Raw genomic sequence first — 15,915 nt, forward strand, 5'->3', positions numbered from 1 at the left:
GGGACTGCACGTAGCTCAGCGCATCAATTGCTACAAGTTGCCGCACAAGCTGCCCCAAATTCGCAGCGCTCAACAGCGCCAGATGGCTGCCGATTACCAACTCAATACCATCACCGTTTCGCGCGCATACCAGGAGCTGGCCCATGAAGGCCTGGTCGAGAAACGCCGCGGCCTGGGCATGTTCATGACCGAGCAGGCCGGCACGCAGCTGCGCAACAGCGAGCGCGACCGCTTCCTTGATGAAGAATGGACGGCCGTGTTGGAGCGCACCCAGCGCCTGGGCCTGGGCCTCGACGACTTGCTCCCCAGAGGAAAGTCTGATGAATACGACGAGGGCCCATCATCCGACGTCATTCCTGTGCCTCCGCAGCGGTGAGCGACAGCCAGTCAAGATCCTGCGGTTCCAGCTCGTGGCCTTCGGGTAACCAGTCGGCCACCCTTGAGGGAAAAACCGGACCAAGGGCCGGTTAGTTTCCGATCACGCACGATCGGGCTCCATGCCAGAGTAGTGCCGAGGGCGAGGCAAGGTCCGTCCAAGCTTGGCTTAGGTGTTATGAACATAATATACATTATGCGAAATGCTGTATCGGGCGGCCGCAGCCTTCGTTGGCTCTGCATCGCATCGACCTAACCGGCCCTTGGGCCGGTTTCGGATTCCAGGCTGGGGACATGTTCACCCCCGAAGGTCATCAGCTAGAGCCATGCGACATGACCTGGTGGTCCCTGACCTGCAACATTGCGCGGGAATGGCGACTGATGATGGCTGAGGCGGCTCCCCGGAGACCAGCTGCACGAAAAGCTTCGGCCACGGCGAAATCCAGCGTCATCTACCTAGCCGAAGCGCTCAGAATTCGCCGAGAACGACGGTCCGGCGTGCGTGATCCCGGCCCCGGCGCCGAGACGTCCAATGTGGTCTACATGAGTCGTGGGCCGAAGCCGCGTCAGCGCGTGTAAAGCGCTTCCGTAGGGGCGCTGCCCCTACACCCCCAGTACAATGCAATCTGGACGTGATTGGGGGGCGTATGGAGCGCAAACGGCCTGAGTACCTTCCGCCGATTGAGCGGAAGCGTTGGAATTTCCCGTGGCTGATTACCGGATTTTTGACTCTGGTGAGTCTTGCAACCATTGGCGTGCTTACGCTGGGTCGCACAAACAGTGCCTGGAGTGAGCGTTTTGAGGGTGTGCGGCGATCCATTGAGGTCGCTGAGCAGTCGTCGACGGCTAGGACTGATCTGCCGACGGCCAATAGCCCGCTGCCGTCGGCGCTTCCAGAACGTCAGCACGCACAGCCATTCCAGAATGCGCAGAATCTGCGCTGTATCAATGGAATGTTCTTCCGTCGAATTGAGGGGGGCTGGGAGAACCTTCCGGGCTCTCGGTGTGGCGATATCCCGGAAAGTACTGTCCAGTGCTTTGCAGGAAAGCCGTACAGGCAAATGTCTGCTGATGGAGGCTGGGTTCTCTCATCGCGAGATCGCTGCCCGTGACGCGTCACGATAATCAGAGGGTCGCCGGGTAAGGTGGCGTCTCCGGGAACGTCCCCATTGAGCGTTTCCCGACCTCAACCAGCGCATGTGGTGACGGCTCGGGTGTCCCGGATGGCGATGACTGAGCGATGCCGCGATCTGGGTGATCCTGACTCGACTCCGATTCCTGGCGTGGTGCGCGATACGGGTTGTAGGCCGGGCCATCGCGTGCGATCGCCACGCATACCGGTAGAGAAATCTTTGCCTTGGTGCCCTGCTCTGTGACACACGTGCAGGTGGTGTCCTGCTCGGTGGTGCCGGAGGCCATGCAATACAGCTCAGGTTGCGATTGCACGGTGCGATCATCGAAGGCGGGGGCAGACCACGGCTGAAACTCCACACGTGGTTTGTGTTTTTGCACGTATTCTTCGCGGGTGAGGGGCCGTGCCGCCGGCATGCCCGCGCCCAAGGGCGCCAGGGCACCTGCCGCCGGCAAAGCTCCGGCCCCCTGCTCTTCCTTCTTCGCAGCCTGTGCGTTGGAGGGTTTGATCAGGAACAGCCAGCCCAACCACAGTATGCCTATCAAGGCGACGGCCACTGACAGGCCCTGCCAGACTCGCTTAAGCACCTTGAACTTGTGACTGACCGTGTGCAGCGTTGCGCTGCGATACCTGTCATAGAGGTTCTTCGGGTAGACCCAGATTTCTTCTTCGGCCTTGTCGCGTATGCGCTCGTGTAGGGATCAGCCTGCGCGCGGGTCCACGTCAGAACACCCGAACGCTGCATGCCAAACGCACGATTCATGTGGGTGTGCGAGCCAATCAGGCTGCGCACCTGGTGGTGGATCTTGCTGGGCCACTGGGTGACGAACGCTAGATCGAAACCGCGATGCCGGTGCGTGGACATCGAGCGAATGCGTGGATCTTCCGATTCACCCGGCTTGCCGGTGGACGGGAACAGCCTGCCATAGCGTTCCAGTCCCTGAGTGTTGCCATCCGAATGAGCTTCGTCATACAGCACGAAGGAGCCATCGGGAAGCTGGGTCCAGTCGTTGTGGTCAGGCAGCTTTTCGAACCATGGGAAGGCGTCCGGATTCTCCTCCATGGTTGCACCGGCGACGTTGGTGAAGCTGAGGAGTCAGCCCAGACCCTGGCGGCTGGCCACCCTCACCCATCGCGTCTCGGTGCTGAGCAAGGTCCATCAGCTGCAGCAGCTGGCCAACCCCATCGACAGCGCAGAGGTGCGGCAGCTGCTGGCCAGCGCCCGCCGCGGCGCGCACAAACGCGGCGAGCGCCCGCACAAAAAGGCCGCAATTACCCGGATCGAGCTGCAGGCGCTGCTGGCCACGTGCGGCGACGATTTGGCCGGGGTGCGTGATCGGGCCCTGCTCTACTTCGGCTTTGCCAGCGGCGGCCGCCGTCGCAGTGAGGTGGCGGCGGCAAGTCTGACTCATCTGCGTCAGCTGCCCGACGGCGGATTCGTCTACCACCTGGACCAAGGCAAGACTCTCCAGAGCGGCCCCAAAGTCGGTGACAGTCCGGACAAGCCGCTACTGGGCGCGGCTGCGACCGCGCTTCAGGCCTGGCTGGACGCCGCCCAGCTCACCGAAGGGGCGCTGTTCCGCCGGGTCTGGGGAAAGCGGATCGGTTCGGCGCTGAGTGATCGAGCCATCGCGCTGATCATCCAGCGCCGCGCCGCGCGGCGCTGGATGGCCTTGAAGGCGATTTCGGCGGGCACAGCCTGCGCTCGGGGTTTGTCACCGAGGGCGCCAGGCAGGGCGTGGCACTGCCCGCGCTAATGGCCGTGACCGATCACCGCTCGGTGGCCAGTGTGATTGGCTACTACCAGCATGGCCGTGTGGCCGAAAACCCGGTCGCGCACCTGCTGGAGGAGCGCTGATCGCCTATGGCGGGCGCACCCGTTGCCGCCGCAGGCGCCCGTCTGCAGGGTGCCGGGGTCTGCCGGCTCGATTGTAGGCGTGCCGCAGTACAATCGGACGCAGCACCATGTGCGCGGAGTTCGCACTGAAGGAGGGGGGGGTGGATCCATCTGGTTTCCCGCACCAAGACTACGTTGGACGTGGCTTCGAGCGTTTGGTGACGAAGCGCCACGTCGCTGTCGGAGAGGTCATCGTCCGGCACAGTCCCACCGACCTTGACCGGCACGCTGCCAAGCGGCCGGTTGACGTCCACATCGTTCAACGACCTGCCCTCGCCATCTTCACTGCGAACTGCCCTGCGCCTTGGGCAGCCTTGATGCGGCGCTGGCGGGACGGATGCTGAACATAGGAACTGATCTGAAAAGCGTGCCCTGAAGGCCCGTCTTGGCGCACCTGCCTGGCATTCAGCGGCGCGATACGTTGGCACCGACACACAACTACGAGAACAGGGGAGTTCAGTAATGGAGCGTACGTCGCAAGGGGCGCTGTGGAGAGTATGGGACTTCCACTGCCATACGCCGGCATCGTATCAATGGAGTGGCTCACCCAAATTGCGTGGAGCGGTTGGCGAGGCTAGGCAGGCGATCGTCGAACAGACGGTCCTTTCACTGAAGAATGCCGAACCAGATGTCTTTGTGATCATGGACTACTGGACATTCGACGGTTACCTGGCGGTAGCTGATCACGTGCGCCAGCACCCAGAAGAGCTGCCGAACAAGCAGGTCTTCCCCGGTATCGAACTGCGTGTCGAGAGCTCGCTGGACAAGCGGCTCAATGTGCATTTGGTCATCGATCCCACGGTGGAGCGGCAGGTCCTCCAGGACGTTTTGAATGATCTAAAAGTGAGCCTTCGTGCCGGCGAACGAGGGCTGAGCGAGGCATGTCTGATGCAGTACGCTCGGGAGTTGGGTGCAGACAAACTCACCCCTCACGGCTTCGATCCTGCACGTGTAGCCCAAGATGCTGAGTACGCTCTGACGGTCGGGTGGCAAACCGCAATGGTGACGCCTCAGTCTCTGTCCAAGGCGCTGGAGACGCTGGGCTCGCGTGGACTACTCTTGATGCCCTGGGACACCTATGGCGGCCTTAAAGACATCAAGTCGGGGCCGCACTATGCGGAGGTCAGGCGTCACATGACAGCCGCGAGCATCTTCGAGTGCAAGGACCAGGGCAATCGCGACGCCTTTCATGGCGTCAGGTCGGCTGCCAATGAGAAGTACTTTAATGCGTTCTGGGAAGCGCTGGGGTCGAGCCCGCGCTTGTGTGTGCGCGGCACCGATGCCCACAAGCATGCGGACTACGGCGTGTTTCCGGACGGCATGAAGACGTGGATCAAGGCTGAGCCAACCTTCCAGGGAATGTGCCACGCGATCAAGGAGCCGTCGTTCCGCTCCTACATCGGGGACATTCCGCCCAAACTGGCGCAGGTGAGAGACAACGGCCGCCTCTTCATGAAAGGGCTGACCGTCACGCGCAAACCATCGGCCACGCTCGCCGAGGCTTGGTTTGACGGCACGGATATTGAGCTGAATCCGGATCTGGTTGCGATCATCGGCAACAAGGGCTCAGGCAAGAGCGGCTTGGCGGAAGTGTTGGCCTTGGCCGGAAATTCCAAAGCCCATGAATACTTCACCTTCCTGATCGATGACCGTTTCAAGAGCGGGGCAACTCAACGAGCCGCAGCATTTGATGCAGCGTTGACATGGTGTAACGACGACGTCGGGCAAGTGTCGTTGGACCACAGGTTCAAAGAGGATCAACCTGAACGCGTGAAGTACATCTCGCAGGACTACTTCGAGATGCTCTGCAACGATCACATCAACGGACAGTCCGATCAGTTCAGTGCAGAGATTCGGCAAGTGCTTTTCTCGCACTTGGATAGCGCTGACAAGGGCTCGCACGCTGGCTTGGATGAGTACCTCGCGGACAAGGAGCGCCCCACACTGGAGCGCATAAGCGCGCACCGAGTTGCACTCGGCGAGATCAATCGCGCACTCGCTGATCTAGAGCGGCAAGCAAGTGCAGGCCATCTCAATGAACTTAGGGAGCGCCTGGCATCCAAGGAGCTCGAACTCGGCGATCACAACGCCAAGATGCCCGCCGAGGTGCCGAAACCTGAAGCTGGCGGGGATGAAGCATCGCCGGAAGGTGAGCGGCTGAAGGCTATTGCCGAAGAGCTCGCGGCTACAGAGTCGACGCGCCAAAACTCCGAAGCAACCAGGCGCATGCTTGCGTCACGCCGCACCAAGGTGGTCAGCGTTGCGCAGCGCCTGGACGACCATGTCGCATTGGCCGCACAGCTAGGGGCGAGCCTAGAAAAGGAGCTGGCAGAAGTGGCTGTCGACATCCGGCCGCTGATCACCGTTGAAGTGAAATCAGGGCTTCTGCGGGAAGTGGCGGCAGAGGATGCGCTTCACATTGAGCAGCTTGTTAATCGCGAGCTTGAGCATCAAGCCGTTCGCCAGAGACTGGAAGCCGAGCAGAAGCAGCTTCAGGAGAAGCTGGACGGCCCCTCCAAAGCGTACCAGGAGTACCTCACCGCTCGCGCGACGTGGGATCGCGTTCGCGCCCAGATCGTTGGCACGGATGGCCAGACAGACACCGTGGCGTTCTACAAGGCCAGAATTGCAGACCTATCCACCCTGCCCGACCGGTGCAAAGGACTGCAGGAAAAACAGGACGAGATTGTGCGCCAAATTCATAAAGAGCTCCTCTCGATTGCGGATTCGCGCCGACCGCTCTTCAATGGGGTTGAGGAGATTGTAAGGTCAGTGCCTGGTGTAGCTGAAGAGCTCAAAGTAGCGTTCCAGAGCGCCCTGTTCTTTGATCGGGCTGCGTTCTTCGACAGCTTCTTTGGGCAGGTAAAGCAGAACACAGGCGGCTTCCGGGGCGAGGTGGAAGGCGCATCGAAACTCAATGGACTCCTCCGCTCGATTGACTTCAATGACACAGAAAGTGTTGTTGCTGGCCTCCGATCCGTTCGCAACGAGATCACGCAGAATGGCGACAACGAACTGCCGTTGCAGCCGATCCTTCGCGCAAAGACTGAGGTGGAGGATTTCTATGACTCCCTGTTCGACCTTCGGAATTTGGAGGCAAAATTCTCTCTGAGCTTGGCAGGCACAAGCATCCAGCAAATGTCCCCCGGACAACGGGGTGCATTGCTGCTGATCTTCTACCTGCTGGTCGACACTGACCCCACCCCTCTGATCCTGGATCAGCCAGAGGAGAACCTCGACAACCAAACGGTCTATTCGATGTTGGTTCCGATCATCCAGCGGGCTAAGCAGACTCGGCAAATCGTGATGGTCACCCACAATGCCAACTTGGCCGTGTGCTGTGATGCTGAGCAGATCATCCATGCGGAGTTTGATCGCGCTGCCGGCTTCGCTTTGCGTTATCAAAGCGGGGCGATTGAGAGCATGGAACTGAATCGGTCGGTACTCAACGTGCTTGAGGGGACCACTCCAGCATTTGAGAATCGGCAGGCAAAGTACCTGCATTGATGGAGGCACCGGCGCTCGCTGCCTTGCGAGCGTCGGCCGGCCCACGCCCAATTCCCGGTGCATTTCAAGGTAGAAAATCCGGCGTTCTACGGCACCCTGGAGTTCGCAAGGGACCCGTGTTTCATGGCGAATTCTTCCGGGGTTTTCCATCCCAGTGCACTGTGGGGACGTTCCTCGTTATAGAAGCGCCGCCACCCTTCGATCTTGCTTCGTGCGTCGGCCACCCTACTCTTGATAGCGCACGCTTATCGCGAGTCGCGCGGCAGGATTTAATTCAATTAACGTGACGCGTCACGCCAAATCGCCCCGCCCATTGGCGGCCCACCCCTCCCCCACTATAGTTCCACCCCTCACAAGGACGAGGCGGCGCACATGCCCTATATTGGAATCGGACTCCACGTTCTGGCGGCCATCTACTTCGCGGTGCACGCCATCCGCTCGGGGCAGAGCCTCTACTGGCTCATCCTGCTCTTCTCGTTCCCGCTGCTCGGCAGCGTCGTCTACTTCCTGGCGATCTACTTCCCTGAAGTCCGCCACTCGCGCGGCGCCCGGCAGGTCGTCCGCTCCGCCAAGCAGCTCATGGACCCGGGCCAGGACTTGCGCAACGCCCGTGCCGAACTGGCGCGTACGCCCACCGTGCAGAATCGGGTTCGCCTGGGCATGACGCTGCTGGATGCCGGCCAGGCCGAGGAAGCCAGAACCCTGCTTGAGCAGGCAGCCAGCTCGCCGCTGGGCGACGATCCCTACATCCTGACCGGCCTTGCCCGTGCCCGCCTTGAGTCCGGGCACGCCGCGCTGGCGGTTGAGACGCTGGACGGCCTGTTCGCACGCCACCCGGACGTGCGCCGCAAGCCGGAACAGACCCTGCTGTACGCGCAGGCACTGGCAACCGCGCAAGCCCCCGGAGCCCGCGCCGCATTCGAGCGCGCCCTGGAATGCGGAAACGATGCGGCTGCCCGCTGCCTCTACGCCGAATGGCTGATGGCGCAGCCGCAACCCGACGACCGCGAGCAGGCCCGCAGCCTGTTCGCCAGCATCATCGACGATGCCCAGCACTGGTCGCGCCACGCGCGGAGCCACAATGCCGCATGGCTGGAGCGGACCAAAGCCGCGTTGAAGGGTTACTGACGCCTGTTCGCTCCTGGCGAAACTGTCGCATCCGCCTCCCTTATGACCCCGGCGGGCGGATGCCGACAGTCCGCGGGCATCCAGAGCCGACATCGCCGTTAGCCTTGCAGCGCAAAGATCCGGCCTCGCTGCGCCATATGCAACGATTCTGAAAATGTTGAATGTGGTGACGGCATCGGCCTTACTGCATTGGCATCGCGCACAACCGGGCGTATTTCTTTGCGTGCCACCGAAAACGGGTGGTCGAGGCCTCGAAATCCTCGGTTCTGCAATCGTAAAAAGCGCTTGCCAGTCGGCACCACCGCCGCGTGGTGCCGACTGGCAATCCGTCAGCCGGCTATGGCGGACGGTGCGTGGAGGCCTTGTGCCTGCCGGTCTGATTGCACACCGGATTTCGAGCCACGCATCGTCCGCCACCTTTATCGGTGGCGGCTTCTGCCTGCACGCAAGGAGCCCCGCCATGACCCAGCCCCACTCCCCTGCCCCGCACCCCATCCACGATGCGCCCGCCAACGGCCCCGCGTTGGACCCGAACACCCTCATCGCCCTGCTGCACAGCATCGGCTCGGGCGTCGCCTCCGATGGCCAGCCGTGGCCTGAACGCCATCAGATGCCCGGCCGACGCATCGCCCTGGCGGATACCGACTGCTCGCTGGCGGGTCTTCGGGTGGTGCTGGAGATCCTGCTCGCCGCACAGCGTGCCCGCGAAAATGGCGAGCTGGAGCAGTACGTCGGCCCGCGCGTGATGGAGGGGCTGATCATGGCCGGAATCGGCCTTACCGCACACGCCAGTACCCGACTGCATCCGGAGGGCTGAGTGGCCTGGTGGCGCTGGGCGGCCACCGCGCTCTGTCTTGTGGTGGTGGTTGCGGCACAGACGCAGTGGCTGGCACCGCCGGTGCACTCGCCTGTCGCGTTCCAAAGCATCAACGATGATCGATTCTCACAACTGCGCCGCCAAGCCGTGCAGTTCGTGGAGGCTCGGCCACGACAGGGCTTCCAGTTCGTCGAGCGGCATCGAGATGTCGAGTTCCAGGTTCATTGCCGAGGCATACCCGTGCTGTGGCTGGAGAGGCGCTCGCACCATCTGCTGTTGCAGGCCTCACTGGACGCGAAGCAGCGGGCGCCCGCCGTTGTGCGGTTGCGGGCGCTCCTCCAATGGCAGTTGGAGCCGTTGGATTACATGGAGCAGGTATTGGCTGGTGTGCCGGAGCCTGTTCTGCTGGATCGGGTGCTGCAGATTCTTGCTGGTGATGTGCCTTATGGGGCGCGATGTGGCGTGCCGTAGTCGAGCATGGCTTCACTCTACAGGGCTGCGGGCAGCGAGGGTTCGAGCTCCAGCCCTGCCGCTCGTCACCTGCGCGACAGGCATTGGTCCAGTGATCATGCGAGTCACCTCCCGGCATCGATCCAGCCCGCATCGCGCGCACGTGCAAGATCTTCTGGCGTATCGATATCCAGGCCCAGTTCCGGTGCTTGAAGGGCATGCACGGCATCGATGGGAAGCTGCCGCAGGCGCGCTCCGAAGCCGCGGTCACCGGTTGCACCCGCGGAGTTGAACCATGCACGCGGCACTACTGCGGGAACGCCAAGCGCGTTTCCATGACGGGTACCCGCACACCCTGACGCCGAGGCGCGCCCCCCCGAAAGCAGCGCCTGCAGATGGGAGCGCTCGATTGCGGGCTGGTCGCATGCCACGATCATCACCTCAGTCACGGTGGGCAGCAGGTGTGCGCCGGCAACCTGCAGGCTGCTCGCCAGGCCGCGTTCCCAGTGCTGGTTGGTTACCGGCGTAGCCTCCAGCCCGGCAATGCTGGATGTCACGGCCTGTGCGTTCGCGCCGACCACGACCAGCACCTGCGCTGGCGCGAGCTCGCGCGCCAACCGCACCACGCGATGTACCAGGGTCTCGCCCTGCCGGGTCAGAAGCTGCTTGGGCTGGCCAAGTCGGGTGCTCCCGCCGGCAGCAAGCACGACGACCGCATGCGCGTCAGTCACCTGCCGTGCGCGCTTCGCCATTGCTGCAGCTGCGCGGCGATGCTGAGCGAAATCGCCTCTGGCCCTCGGCCGCCGATGTCCAGACCGACCGGTGATCGAAGTCCCGGGGAAAGGCGGTGGCGCTGATCCGGTGTCAGCAGCTTGAACAGGTCCTCGCGCCTTCGCCGCGGACCCAGCAGTCCAATGAACGCAACTTTGGTATCAGCCAGGGCCACCAGCGCCTCCCGGTCCAGTTCGAAATCGTGATGCATCACCAGTACCGCGTCGCACGGGTCGCCATGAAGGGCCTCGGCCGGGCTGGTCTGAGAATGCGCATCTGCGCACTGCCCGGCTGTGGCCCAGCGCGCTCGCCGTTCGGCCACGCTCACCCGCCACCCCAGGCCCCTCAGCAACGGAACCAGCAAGGGCGTTTCGGGACCGCCCCCCAACACCAGGGCCCGCGGAAGCCGGGGCAACGGCAAATGCCATGCGCCCTCGCCAAAGGATTGCGCCCCGTCCATCGGATGCAGCTGCCATGCCTGCTCGCGATGGCCGGCGCGGAAAACGACCTGCCCCGACGTGCGAAGGTCGCGCTGGAGTGACACACCCTCGCGCAACCAGGCCTCGATGACGTCGTCGATGCCGGACATGGCACGCAACGGCAGAAGCGCAATTCGCAGCCGGCCGCGGCAGCCGAGCGCGGACCCGCTCAACAGGTCGTCGTCACTGCGGGTGTCGATCTCGATCCAGTCGATCCGCCCTGCCGCGCTCACCTGCTCCGCGCGTCGCGCGAGCTCGGGCTCCAGGCATCCGCCGCTCAGCCAGCCGACCTGGCCGCCGTTGCAGAACAGCACCATGTCGCCGGCACCGGCGTAAGTGGAGCCATCGGTTTCCAGCACCAGCGCGAGCACGGCGTGCTCCCCCGCGCGCACGCGCGTCAAGGCCGTCTCGAGCACGCCGCGCGGGCTGCCTTCGGCGAGGAAGCCCGGCGCTGCGGACAGGTCCTCGGCAAGATCGCCGGGCTCCCCTCCGCCTGCGGCGGAGGCCTCCAGAGTGGGCGAGGCTGCGGGTCGGTCCATGCGCAAGGGTCAGCCCACGTCGGGCAAGCCGGGCAGCAGCTTGTCCAGGGTAATGGGATAGTTGCGCACGCGCACGCCGGTTGCGTTGTAGACCGCATTGGCGATCGCGGCGCCGACCCCACAGATGCCCAGCTCGCCCACACCCTTGGCCTTCATCGGCGAGATCACCGGATCCAGCGTGTCGAGGAAGACCACTTCCTGGTACGGAATGTCGGCGTGCACGGGAACCTCGTAGCCGGCCAGGTCATGGTTGATGAACAAGCCCAGCCGTTTGTCGACCACCAGCTCCTCCATCAGGGTCGCGCCCGCACCCATCACCATCCCGCCGATGACCTGGCTGCGTGCGGACAGCGGATTGAGAATCCGGCCGCCATCGCATACGGCAAGCATGCGGCGGATGCGCGTCTCTCCCGTGTAGGCATGCACGGCGACCTCGCAGAAATGCCCTGCATAGGTGCCAACGTCGTAGCCTTGTTTGAAGTCGCCGAAGGCAATGCCGTCCTCCGCCGACAGTGTCCCCGCCTCCGCCAGCTTGATCGTCCGCCCACCCGCCTGGATGCGGCCATTGGCGAAGTCTGCGGTGTCGCCGTCGAAGCCCAGTTTCTCGCCCACCTTGCGGCGCAGGCTGACGCACGCCGCGTATACGCCTGCGGTGGAGCTTGCCGCGCCCCACTGGCCGCCGGAACCAGCGGAGGCGGGATGACGGGAGTCGCCGAGGGTCACCTGGACCCGCTCCAGCGGCACGCCCATGGTCTCGGCTGCCGTCTGCGCGATGATCGTGTAGGAGCCGGTGCCGATGTCGGTCATGTCGGTCTCCACAATCACCCCGCCCTGGCCGTCAAGCCGGACCCGCGCCGCCGACTTCATCGTCGGTGCGCCGCGATAGCCCGCAGACACGCCCATGCCGATCAGCCAGTCCCCTTCCCTGACCTGTGCCGGCTTCGGGTTGCGCTTGTTCCAGTTGAAGCGCTCCGCGCCTTCGCGCAGGCAGCGCACCAGGTTGCGGTCGGAGAACTTCTTGGACGGATCGCCGGGCACGACCTCGGGCTCGTTGAGGATGCGGAACGCGATCGGGTCGAGACCCAGCTTCTCGGCCATTTCGTCCATCGCAACTTCCAGCGCCATGTGGCCCGGTGCTTCGCCCGGTGCGCGCATCGCATTGCCTTCGGGCATGTCGAGTGTGGCGATGTAGTTGGCCACCAGGCGGTTGGCGCCTGCATAGAGCTTGGGCGTCTGCAGGGTGCCGTTCTCGCCATCCTCGCCGTTGATGTTGCCCGACCAGTTCTCATGAGCGATGGCGGAGATCCGGCCGTCCTTTCCGCAGCCGATCCGCACGCGCTGGAGGGTGGCGTGCCGGTGCGTGGTGTTGTTGGGCATCAACGGGCGCTGCAGCGCGATCTTCACCGGCCGCCCGACCTGCTTGGCCGCCAGCGCGGCCAGCACCGCGTCGGCACGGATGAACAGCTTGCCGCCAAAGCCGCCGCCGATATAGGGCGAGTCCACACGCACCTTGGCAGGATCGATGCCGAGGATCGCCGCCATGCCCTGCCTGGCCCAGTCGATCATCTGGTTCGCCGTCCACAGCGTGAGCGTGTCACCCTCCCAGGCGGCGATGGTGGCGTGCGGCTCCATCATCGAATGACTTTCGTCGGAGGTGTGGTAGGTCTCGTCGAGCTTGACCGCCGCGCTCGCGTAAGCGGTGTCGAAATCGCCGAGCGTCTGCCGGTCGGGCTTGCCACCGCGCCCCTTTGCCAGCGGCGCGGACGGCGCCAAGGCTGGGAAATCGAAGCGGCCCTTGCCGCGCTCGTAGCGGGTGCGGATCAGCGCCGCGGCGGCGCGGGCCTGCTCGAAGGTCTCTGCCACCACGCAGGCGATGGCCTGGTGGTAGTGGGCAACTTCGGGTCCGCCGAACAGCGGCGCATTGTTCCAGTTCGATTTGCCGACCGGCTTGGTTTCCGGTGCGGTGATGACCGCTAGTACGCCGGGGGCGGCGCGTGCGCGGGAGGCATCCATCGAAATGATGCGCCCCTTGCCGATGCCCGCACCGACGATGTAGCCGTAGGCCTGGTTCGGCGCCACGTCATAGCGCTCGTAGGCATAGGGGGCGGTGCCGGTGGTCTTGCGTGGACCGTCGATGCGCGGCGTCGACTTGCCGACGACCTTGGCCTTGTCGAACAGGTTGTCGCCGGCGGGGGCGTTGAATTCAAGGGGCATCAGCGCTCTCCTTCCACCAGCACCGCTGCGAGAGTGCGCTCGGCGAGCGCGATCTTGAACGCGTTCTCCGGCGTCGGACGGGCACCGGCGAACACCTGCCGGGTCGCGGCCTTTACGCCATCGCGCAGCAGCGGTTCGGCTGCCTCGACGCGCCACGGCTTCGGCGCGACCCCACCGAAGGCGAACCGCGCCGAGCCGTCACGCTGCACGACCGCGGCGACCGACACCAGTGCGAACGCATAGGACGCGCGGTCACGTACCTTGTGGTACACGTGCCGACCGCCCAGGGGTTCTGGCAGCGTGACGTGGGTGATCAGCTCACCGCGCTGCAGCACGTTGTCCTGCTGCGGCTTGTCGCCGGGGGAACGATGGAAATCGGCAATCGGGATGCTGCGCGTACTGCCGTCACCCCTGACGGTCTGGATCGAGGCATCCAGCACCCGCAGGGCCACCGCCATGTCGCCCGGATAGGTCGCGATGCAGCTGTCCGAGGTGCCGATCACGCCCATCTGCCGGGAGAACCCCTCGAGTGCGCCGCAGCCGGATCCGGGCAGGCGCTTGTTGCAGGGCAGATTGGGGTCGTAGAAATACGGGCAGCGCGTGCGCTGCAGCAGGTTGCCGCCGGTGGTGGCTTTGTTGCGCAGCTGCCCGGAGGCGCCTGCCACGATCGCGCGGGTCAGCACCGCGTAGTCGCGGCGCACGCGCTCATGCGACGCCAGCGCGGTATTGGTGACCAGCGTGCCGATGCGCAGGCCGCCCTCGTCGGTGGTTTCGATCCTGTCCAGGCCGATGTCCTGCACATCGACCAGGTGCGCTGGCGTCTCGACCTCAAGCTTCATCAGGTCGAGCAAGTTGGTCCCTCCGGCCAGGAACTTCGCGCCCTCGGTACCGGCGACGGCCTTGGCGGCCTCGGCCGGGGATTTGGCGCGTTCGTAACTGAAGGCCCTCATGAGCGCCTCCCTGCAGAGGTCACGCCAGCGACCTCTGCCATTGCCTCGGCAATATTGGAATAGGCGCCGCAGCGGCAGAGGTTGCCGCTCATCCGTTCGCGCATTTCCATGTTGGTGGCCCGGGGCCGTGCGCTGACATCCGCCTGCACATGGCTGGGGACACCCCGCTTGATCTCGTCCAGTACCGCCACCGCCGAGCAGATCTGCCCCGGCGTGCAATACCCGCACTGGTAGCCATCATGCTTGATGAAGGCGGCCTGCATCGGATGCAGGTCATCGGGGGTTCCGAGGCCTTCGATGGTGGTGATGGCATCGCCCTGGTGCTGTACCGCCAGGCTGAGGCAGGCATTGATGCGCTCACCGTTGACCAGCACGGTACAGGCGCCGCATTGACCGTGGTCGCAGCCCTTTTTCGTTCCAGTCAGCTTCAGATGTTCGCGCAGGGCATCGAGCAGCGTGGTCCGGGTGTCGAGCTCAAGCTCCCGCCGCTCGCCGTTGACGGTCAAGGCCACCGTGCTGATGACCGGCGGCCTGGGCGGCGGGGGCGCCGCCAGTTCGGCGGCGAGCGATGATGCCCCCGGTGCGGCGGACATCGCCACGGTCGTGACGCCGCCGGCGATCACCTGGCGACGCGTCAACTTCATTCCTTCATCACAACTTGGCACAGTGACCTCCTGGCGTTCGGGGAAACCCCGTGGCTGGATGGACGCGCTCACACTACCGAAGGGCCACTATGCCCATCTGCGGGGTACAGATCTGTGAAGTCGGCGAAATGTACGACCCTACCAACTTGGGCCATGCGTATGCCTCACTGGATGGCTCACAATCCTGTTTGTCCCTCAACATGAAGAACACGATGGGCCGACGCTACAAGGGCGTTGGCTGGAGGGTTCGGGCTCGTGGATGGAGCCCTCCAACAAGGCAACGTAGGTATCGAGCCTGGTGCGAAGGCCGATCAGCATCCAGCCCAGCACGTACAGCAGCACCATGGCGAAGATGAGCAGTGCGCCTAGCAATCCAACATCGAAAGCGCCCGCCCAGTCGCCCCATTTCCAGCCACGGAACTGTAGGTATAGGGCAATCAACAGCGGGAATGGCCCCAGCCGCTGCAGCCCACCATACATCATGCCCATGCGCTCCATCATGTTTGTGCGCAAGGTGCTGACGAACTTGAGTCGCCGCTCGAGCTGGACGCGCGGGAATCCGCGAAGCTCGGTCACCACCGCTTGCCAGTGAGCGAAGTCTTCATCCATCTCCCGGGCGTGCGAGAGCCGCGGCTGGCTGAACTGGCGAATGCCCCTGCGGGCGGCCAGGACGCCACCGACAATGAACCCTCCGATTCGATTGCCAGGCAGGCAACAACCACCTGGAGCACTACACCAAGAGGCAGCCATCGATCCGGAAGCTGCCCCATGAGAATGCCGATGATCGCCGCACCCACGCCGATGCGAAACGCCCACGTCTCCACCCTGCCCGCCTTGGGGTAGATGCTGTGCTCAACCAGTCCCTGCACCCGCTGGTAGAGCCAGTGGAATGTCAGTTCCTGCGAATCGGTCTTTGCCGGCGGATCGAATCCGCCCCCTGCCTGCATGTCCATTGCGCCCCCTTCCCCCGGCCGGCGCAGACGCCGGCCACCCCATCGTACCTGAGCGTGCT

General features: G+C 63.9%; 15 protein-coding genes and 2 pseudogenes. 7 read left to right on the plus strand and 10 right to left on the minus strand.

From position 1 onward, the window contains the following. Window positions 1-82: 82 nt before the first annotated feature. On the plus strand, window positions 83-376 hold the full coding sequence (locus AC5P65_RS09885; protein WP_180832667.1) for a GntR family transcriptional regulator: 294 nt from the start codon (window positions 83-85) through the stop codon (window positions 374-376). A 293-nt stretch (window positions 377-669) separates the two neighbouring features. After that, entirely contained in the window at window positions 670-954 is a 285-nt protein-coding gene (locus AC5P65_RS09890) for a hypothetical protein (protein ID WP_258014271.1), read from the plus strand. Window positions 955-1,500: 546 nt separating this feature from the next. On the opposite strand, the gene AC5P65_RS09895 is transcribed toward AC5P65_RS09890, so the two are convergent. Next, window positions 1,501-2,064 (minus strand): hypothetical protein, encoded by a 564-nt coding sequence (locus AC5P65_RS09895; protein WP_258014272.1) that lies wholly within the window; start codon window positions 2,062-2,064, stop codon window positions 1,501-1,503. Then, window positions 2,049-2,570 carry a zonular occludens toxin domain-containing protein gene (locus tag AC5P65_RS09900; RefSeq protein ID WP_258014273.1) on the minus strand — a complete coding sequence of 174 codons (522 nt, stop codon included), beginning with the start codon at window positions 2,568-2,570 and terminating at the stop codon, window positions 2,049-2,051. The genes AC5P65_RS09895 and AC5P65_RS09900 overlap by 16 nt, the downstream gene beginning before the upstream one ends. A gap of 25 nt (window positions 2,571-2,595) precedes the next feature. On the opposite strand from AC5P65_RS09900, the pseudogene AC5P65_RS09905 reads away from it, so the two are divergent. After that, a pseudogene (locus AC5P65_RS09905) lies at window positions 2,596-3,365 on the plus strand (site-specific integrase); the annotation flags it as partial. Between the two features lie 501 nt (window positions 3,366-3,866). Then, window positions 3,867-6,911, plus strand: coding sequence for a TrlF family AAA-like ATPase (locus AC5P65_RS09910; RefSeq protein WP_180832657.1), 3,045 nt, complete (start codon window positions 3,867-3,869; stop codon window positions 6,909-6,911). Window positions 6,912-6,997: 86 nt separating this feature from the next. On the opposite strand, the pseudogene AC5P65_RS09915 reads toward AC5P65_RS09910, so the two are convergent. Then, window positions 6,998-7,135 (minus strand): annotated as a pseudogene (locus AC5P65_RS09915) (integrase core domain-containing protein); the annotation flags it as partial. A gap of 148 nt (window positions 7,136-7,283) precedes the next feature. Here AC5P65_RS09915 and AC5P65_RS09920 point away from each other — a divergent pair. From AC5P65_RS09920 to AC5P65_RS09930, 3 genes are all read left to right on the plus strand, one after another. Beyond that, window positions 7,284-8,039 carry a tetratricopeptide repeat protein gene (locus AC5P65_RS09920; protein WP_180832658.1) on the plus strand — a complete coding sequence of 252 codons (756 nt, stop codon included), beginning with the start codon at window positions 7,284-7,286 and terminating at the stop codon, window positions 8,037-8,039. 460 nt (window positions 8,040-8,499) lie between these two features. Continuing rightward, window positions 8,500-8,856, plus strand: coding sequence for a hypothetical protein (locus AC5P65_RS09925; RefSeq protein ID WP_072167034.1), 357 nt, complete (start codon window positions 8,500-8,502; stop codon window positions 8,854-8,856). Next, a complete protein-coding gene (locus AC5P65_RS09930) occupies window positions 8,857-9,327 on the plus strand; it encodes a hypothetical protein (protein WP_180832659.1) in 471 nt (156 codons plus the stop codon). Between the two features lie 104 nt (window positions 9,328-9,431). Here AC5P65_RS09930 and AC5P65_RS09935 read toward each other — a convergent pair whose 3' ends face one another. The 7 genes from AC5P65_RS09935 to AC5P65_RS09965 form a co-directional block, all read right to left on the minus strand. After that, entirely contained in the window at window positions 9,432-10,058 is a 627-nt protein-coding gene (locus tag AC5P65_RS09935) for a nucleotidyltransferase family protein (protein WP_180832660.1), read from the minus strand. Then, window positions 10,034-11,095 (minus strand): XdhC family protein, encoded by a 1,062-nt coding sequence (locus AC5P65_RS09940; protein ID WP_495215552.1) that lies wholly within the window; start codon window positions 11,093-11,095, stop codon window positions 10,034-10,036. The genes AC5P65_RS09935 and AC5P65_RS09940 overlap by 25 nt, the downstream gene beginning before the upstream one ends. A 9-nt stretch (window positions 11,096-11,104) precedes the next feature. Beyond that, on the minus strand, window positions 11,105-13,309 hold the full coding sequence (paoC, locus tag AC5P65_RS09945) for an aldehyde oxidoreductase molybdenum-binding subunit PaoC (protein ID WP_180832670.1): 2,205 nt from the start codon (window positions 13,307-13,309) through the stop codon (window positions 11,105-11,107). Beyond that, window positions 13,309-14,259, minus strand: coding sequence for an FAD binding domain-containing protein (locus tag AC5P65_RS09950; RefSeq protein WP_180832662.1), 951 nt, complete (start codon window positions 14,257-14,259; stop codon window positions 13,309-13,311). The genes paoC and AC5P65_RS09950 overlap by 1 nt, the downstream gene beginning before the upstream one ends. Beyond that, complete coding sequence (gene paoA, locus AC5P65_RS09955; RefSeq protein ID WP_005416549.1) at window positions 14,256-14,903, minus strand: aldehyde dehydrogenase iron-sulfur subunit PaoA; 648 nt, start codon at window positions 14,901-14,903, stop codon at window positions 14,256-14,258. Before paoA ends, AC5P65_RS09950 begins: the two co-directional genes overlap by 4 nt. 195 nt (window positions 14,904-15,098) lie before the next feature. After that, the gene (locus AC5P65_RS09960; protein WP_258014274.1) at window positions 15,099-15,512 is read right to left on the minus strand and encodes a hypothetical protein; all 414 of its coding nucleotides are present in this window, start codon (window positions 15,510-15,512) and stop codon (window positions 15,099-15,101) included. Further along, window positions 15,476-15,856, minus strand: a complete 381-nt coding sequence (locus tag AC5P65_RS09965; protein ID WP_258014275.1) for a hypothetical protein — start codon at window positions 15,854-15,856, stop codon at window positions 15,476-15,478. The genes AC5P65_RS09960 and AC5P65_RS09965 overlap by 37 nt, the downstream gene beginning before the upstream one ends. Window positions 15,857-15,915 lie beyond the last annotated feature (59 nt).

This window comes from Stenotrophomonas sp. YJH_SMC_48-3 (assembly GCF_059369375.1).